Source organism: Komagataeibacter swingsii, assembly GCF_003207895.1.
Lineage (GTDB): Bacteria > Pseudomonadota > Alphaproteobacteria > Acetobacterales > Acetobacteraceae > Komagataeibacter > Komagataeibacter swingsii.
This window is the reverse complement of the sequence record NZ_NKUB01000064.1, coordinates 1-4,219: the sequence shown is the minus strand read 5'-3', so window position 1 is coordinate 4,219 and position 4,219 is coordinate 1. Positions and strand designations below refer to the sequence as shown.

Genomic DNA, 4,219 nt, shown 5'->3' with positions numbered 1-4,219 from the left:
TGTCTCCTTACGCCTACGGCTTCAGGAGACAGGCCGGGCCTTCAACAGGGGGTTAATATTGCATGCCGATCAGGGGTTATTTTTGAGTGCCGATTGACACTCTGTCAGATCGCCGGCAGGAAGCTGCTGGCGGGTTTTCTGGTCCAGCCGGTCCAGGAGGGCCTCACGGGCAGCCTTTGCCGAGCCTGCGATGTGAAGATGGCTGAGCATGAACGCCTCCGCGAAACCAGAACCTGACTCCTGATAGCATGAAGCCGGGGTAGGACAGAGGGCCGGAAACGGATCAGCGTGCTGCTGTGGACTTTTGCTGCAAGACGCGCGCGGCCCGGTGGGGAAGCGCGCCCATGTCCACGCGTAAGAGAGAATCAGTGCCGGTGTCATGCGCCGCTTTGGGGGAAAGGAAGGTCCGGCCATCCAGTTCTGCAGCGCCTGCCTTGAAACGCCCATGACGGCCGCTGCTTCCGACATAGGGCAGGGTCAGAAAGTCGAGGACCTGTCGCAGACGCTGACCTCTGACTGGAGAAAATGTGCTAACGAAGACTGAATGCCGATCCGACCGGAACTGAAAGCGCTTTACCCTCCCAACTGGCCCGAGCTGAGCCGACAGGTGCGGTTCGAACGGGCAGGGGGTGTCTGTCAGCGCTGCGGCCGGCCGCATGGACATCACCTTCAGGTGCTGCCGGGTGGCCGGTGGAAGCATCCGGAGACGGGGCACTGGTTCAATGGCCGGGGCAGGCGGATCTCGCCTCCGGACCTGATCGAGCATCTGCAAATGCGACAGACGAAGGTGGTTCTGGCAGCGGCCCATTTGAATCATGATCCCACCAGCAACCGGCGGCGCAATCTGCGCGCGCTGTGTCAGCGCTGCCATCTGCTGCACGACCGGATGTATCATCTGGCTCAACGACGCCTGACCTTGCGACGGCGCCTGGCGCTCGGGGATCTGTTCGAAGGTCTGTATCGGGCCGGGGTCCCGCCTCTGCGCCTGTAACGGGTCAGATCAGGCACCCGTCTGGACCGCGACGCTGGCCTCCAGCCAGCGGGGGAAGGGGGCTGTTTCCTATCGCTCACCGAACAGATGTTCAATGTGCGTGATGTGCCCGGCCCTGACGCCAACGCGCGTCTGCGCCTGCCGCACGAATTTCCGGTTGAGCTCGCGGGCCAGCGTTTCGCCGTCCCTGATCGGCACAACACTGTAGGTTCTGATTGCCCAGGAGATATCGCACTGCCAGTCGGTATGGCGGCTGCGCGTATGCCACTGCTTCATGGCCTGTTCTCCGCATCGCGCCGCTTCGGTGTGGTTCCAGCCATTCACCTCTGCCATCCAGGCCAAAGCGGCATCCTGTCTGCCCTCGGTCATGGTCTTTCCCCAGTGACGCACGCCATGGCAGTCAGGGCAGAGGGAAATCACCCCTTTGAGGGTCTGGATCCGCCGCTCGTCGTCATACGCCCACCCTTCGTCAGCTTCGACCGGCCATTGAGGTCCTCGTCCTCCGCACACCCGGCAGCGGGACCCGGAGCGCGCATAGGCATCCTTCCGGATCCGGTTCCAGTCTTCGGGCGCCAGGAAGGCGCGCAGATTGAAGCCCCACAGAGCCTGGGGCACCATCCACGGACGGATGTAGGGGGCCTTGCGGTCCGGCCGATACCGGTAAGGGACGAACGGCAGGAGAGCGTCGAGCTTGTCCCGGTGCGCCATCCAGCACTTCTGCTCCCCGTTGAACGTGGCACCGCCCCGGGCTGCTTCCTTACGGCGCTCAGACGGGACGCAAAGAGGAATGAGTGTCGTCAAGGCAATCACCACAAAAGGGACGGCCGAGCGTGGCCGCCGTGGAAAGAGGGAATGTCGGGGCGCTCGGGATATATCCAGTCAATGCTGATGGGACGACCCCGGATCACCCTCCCGCGTCGGGGCCACGCTCGCGTTTCCCTCAGTCGCGTCAGCAGAACTGTCCTTCGGCCGCGGGCTTTCCGAAGAGGCTGTGCGGCTGCGCGCCTCCGCCACGAGGCGTTTCACGCGCTCGACTGCCATTGCACCACCATGCTCCATCGTGTTCATCGGCTCTCTCCGTTCAGAATGTCAGTTCCAGGTCGGGCACCTGCCCTGTGAAGGACACTAGCTGGCCCGTTTGTGAGTGCAGACCGGAAGAGCCCGATTTCCATGGCGCTGCCTGCTTCATTGTAGTAATGTCGCTACATAAGAAACAGGAGGCTTCCGAGATGACTGTCACCACATTTTCCAGTCGTGAGTTCAACCAGGACACGTCCCGGGCGAAAAAGGCTGCCGTTGAGGGGCCTGTCTTCATCACTGACCGCGGCAGGCCGGCCCATGTTCTGCTGAGCATCGACGACTATCGTCGGCTGACCCACAGACCGCGAAAGATCGCGGATGCACTCGCCCTGCCTGGTGCTGAAGACATCGAGTTCGATCCGACGCCCATGACCCTCGGCCTGCGTCCCGCGGACTTTGGCTGATGTTCCTGCTGGACACGAACGTTGTTTCCGAACTGCGAAAGGTGCGGGCGGGCAGGGCCGACCCTAATGTCGCCAGATGGGCAGAGCAGGTGGAGGCCGAGACCCTTTTCCTGTCTGCCGTCACCGTCATGGAGCTGGATGTCGGTGTCATGCGGATCGAGCGCAGGGATCCCGTCCAGGGAAGCGTTCTGCGGAACTGGCTGGAGAACTACGTGCTACCCGAGTTTTCGAAGCGGGTACTTCCCATCGATCTGGCGGTCGCCCGCCGCTGCGCTCACCTGCATGTTCCGGATCCGGGCCCGGAGCGCGATACCCTCATCGCCGCGACCGGCCTGGTGCACGGCATGACGGTCGTGACACGGAATACGAATGATTTCCGGTATTCGGGGGTGCCACTCCTCAATCCATGGAAAGCACCGCATGACTGATCACCGGCAAGACTGCAGCATGGCCGGTTGTGAAGCCCTGTTCGTCGAGGGACTGAGGCAGTTCGTGGATGCCTGCGCGTATATCAACGCCGCCCTCCCGGACGAAGCGGAAGACGCCCCCTGGACAGTAACGGTGCATCGTCTTGAAGCGAGCGCTGCTGAGGCAGCGGAGAACCTTGAAAATCCCTCCGCAAGTGAGATTGCCCTATGGGCAGATGAGGCAATGAAAGTCCGCTAAGGGGGGGGTACGCGGAATGTCCGGTAGCGGGTCTCAATTTAAAATACCGGACATTAGCGCAACATATCAACCGGCGCTGATTTGGGCAGCGAGGCAATGCCTTGTATGCCGTGCTGGTCTCACGGTCGTCTTATGTACCAGCCATGTAATTACCACTGTTCAACCTAACGATCATCGATCTGTAAAGCCGCCACTTATCGCGTATTATGTTTGTTGGTTATTTCTAACCGCCAAGGAACGAGCCGGCCATTGTAGCAATCCCACTTGCGACTAGGTCGCGTTGACAAAAGATTCAATCCAAAGCCTCGCGGCGGCGAGATTGAGGAAGCTTATGAATGATAAGGCGGTTTTGTCGTATCGGGTTGCAATACGGCGCATCTGCTTGAGCCTGTTGAACATCCGCTCAATGCGATTGCGGTCTCTGTAACGCCGCCAGTCTGTTTTCTGTGGAGCGTTGCGGCCTTTGCGTGATGGAATAACCGGCAGTATCCCACGGAACAGCAGATCCTGGCGGAAGCCGTCGCTGTCATAGCCCCGATCAGCCAGCATGGCTTTGGGGTTTGGAACCGGAAACGCCATCAGGGCATCTGTGGCCTTGTAATCCGAGACCTGACCTCCGCTAAGGGCAAAGCCGAAAGGACGTCCTTGATTGTCGCACCGGGCGTGGATTTTGCTCGTAAAGCGTAAGCTCCCGGCGACTGACGCCTTGCTGAATACTTCTGGTCTGGTTCAGCTATGAAGCATGAGCGATTTAAGAGATAGGGACGCGGTACTACCTGCGAGTGTCGCAGGTAGTACCGCAGAGAGGCTCCAAAGGAGCGGTAGAGAGACAGGCGAGCGGGACAGGCTGGCGGACGCCTCGCGGATCGAGATCGTTTCGGATCGCCGCCGCTGGCACGCCCCTGAATTTCGCGCGCGAGTGGTCATCGCGTCCTACGAGAGCCGACGCCCAATAAGGGAGGTGGCTGCACAGTATGGGTGAGGTGGACCCGTCCGTTCGGACAGTTTTGTGGGCTTGATAAGCTATACCCGGTTGTTGTTATGCCGCCCTTCTGACGGCGTTGCTGTTGGCCCTCTG

General features: G+C 60.7%; 6 protein-coding genes and 1 pseudogene. 4 read left to right on the top strand and 3 right to left on the bottom strand.

Features of this window, described 5'->3' with window-relative positions; translation table 11 throughout:
- Nucleotides 1-69: 69 nt before the first annotated feature.
- A complete protein-coding gene (locus tag CFR76_RS18600; protein ID WP_244151057.1) occupies nucleotides 70-447 on the bottom strand; it encodes a hypothetical protein in 378 nt (125 codons plus the stop codon).
- A gap of 97 nt (nucleotides 448-544) precedes the next feature.
- On the opposite strand from CFR76_RS18600, the gene CFR76_RS17165 reads away from it, so the two are divergent.
- Nucleotides 545-991 (top strand): hypothetical protein, encoded by a 447-nt coding sequence (locus CFR76_RS17165; RefSeq protein WP_025440003.1) that lies wholly within the window; start codon nucleotides 545-547, stop codon nucleotides 989-991.
- Nucleotides 992-1,060: 69 nt separating this feature from the next.
- Here the strand turns inward: CFR76_RS17165 and CFR76_RS17160 are convergent, their stop codons facing one another.
- Nucleotides 1,061-1,699 (bottom strand): hypothetical protein, encoded by a 639-nt coding sequence (locus CFR76_RS17160; RefSeq protein ID WP_025440004.1) that lies wholly within the window; start codon nucleotides 1,697-1,699, stop codon nucleotides 1,061-1,063.
- Nucleotides 1,700-2,220: 521 nt separating this feature from the next.
- Here CFR76_RS17160 and CFR76_RS17155 point away from each other — a divergent pair.
- The 3 genes from CFR76_RS17155 to CFR76_RS17145 are packed head-to-tail and all read left to right on the top strand — an operon-like array spanning nucleotide 2,221 to nucleotide 3,141.
- Nucleotides 2,221-2,475 (top strand): type II toxin-antitoxin system Phd/YefM family antitoxin, encoded by a 255-nt coding sequence (locus tag CFR76_RS17155; RefSeq protein WP_025440005.1) that lies wholly within the window; start codon nucleotides 2,221-2,223, stop codon nucleotides 2,473-2,475.
- On the top strand, nucleotides 2,475-2,903 hold the full coding sequence (locus CFR76_RS17150; RefSeq protein WP_025440006.1) for a type II toxin-antitoxin system VapC family toxin: 429 nt from the start codon (nucleotides 2,475-2,477) through the stop codon (nucleotides 2,901-2,903). Before CFR76_RS17155 ends, CFR76_RS17150 begins: the two co-directional genes overlap by 1 nt.
- Nucleotides 2,896-3,141, top strand: coding sequence for a hypothetical protein (locus CFR76_RS17145; protein ID WP_110557936.1), 246 nt, complete (start codon nucleotides 2,896-2,898; stop codon nucleotides 3,139-3,141). The genes CFR76_RS17150 and CFR76_RS17145 overlap by 8 nt, the downstream gene beginning before the upstream one ends.
- Before the next feature lie 270 nt (nucleotides 3,142-3,411).
- Here CFR76_RS17145 and CFR76_RS17140 read toward each other — a convergent pair.
- Nucleotides 3,412-3,837, bottom strand: a pseudogene (locus CFR76_RS17140) (IS5 family transposase); the annotation flags it as partial.
- Nucleotides 3,838-4,219 lie beyond the last annotated feature (382 nt).

What these genes read in the sequence shown, in the direction of transcription:
- CFR76_RS17155 (WP_025440005.1), top strand. Translation starts at nt 2,221, where the DNA reads ATGACTGTCACCACATTTTCCAGTCGTGAGTTCAACCAGGACACGTCC.
- CFR76_RS17145 (WP_110557936.1), top strand. Translation starts at nt 2,896, where the DNA reads ATGACTGATCACCGGCAAGACTGCAGCATGGCCGGTTGTGAAGCCCTG.
- CFR76_RS17165 (WP_025440003.1), top strand. Translation starts at nt 545, where the DNA reads ATGCCGATCCGACCGGAACTGAAAGCGCTTTACCCTCCCAACTGGCCC.
- CFR76_RS17150 (WP_025440006.1), top strand. Translation starts at nt 2,475, where the DNA reads ATGTTCCTGCTGGACACGAACGTTGTTTCCGAACTGCGAAAGGTGCGG.
- CFR76_RS18600 (WP_244151057.1), bottom strand. Translation starts at nt 447, where the DNA reads ATGGGCGTTTCAAGGCAGGCGCTGCAGAACTGGATGGCCGGACCTTCC.
- CFR76_RS17160 (WP_025440004.1), bottom strand. Translation starts at nt 1,699, where the DNA reads ATGGCGCACCGGGACAAGCTCGACGCTCTCCTGCCGTTCGTCCCTTAC.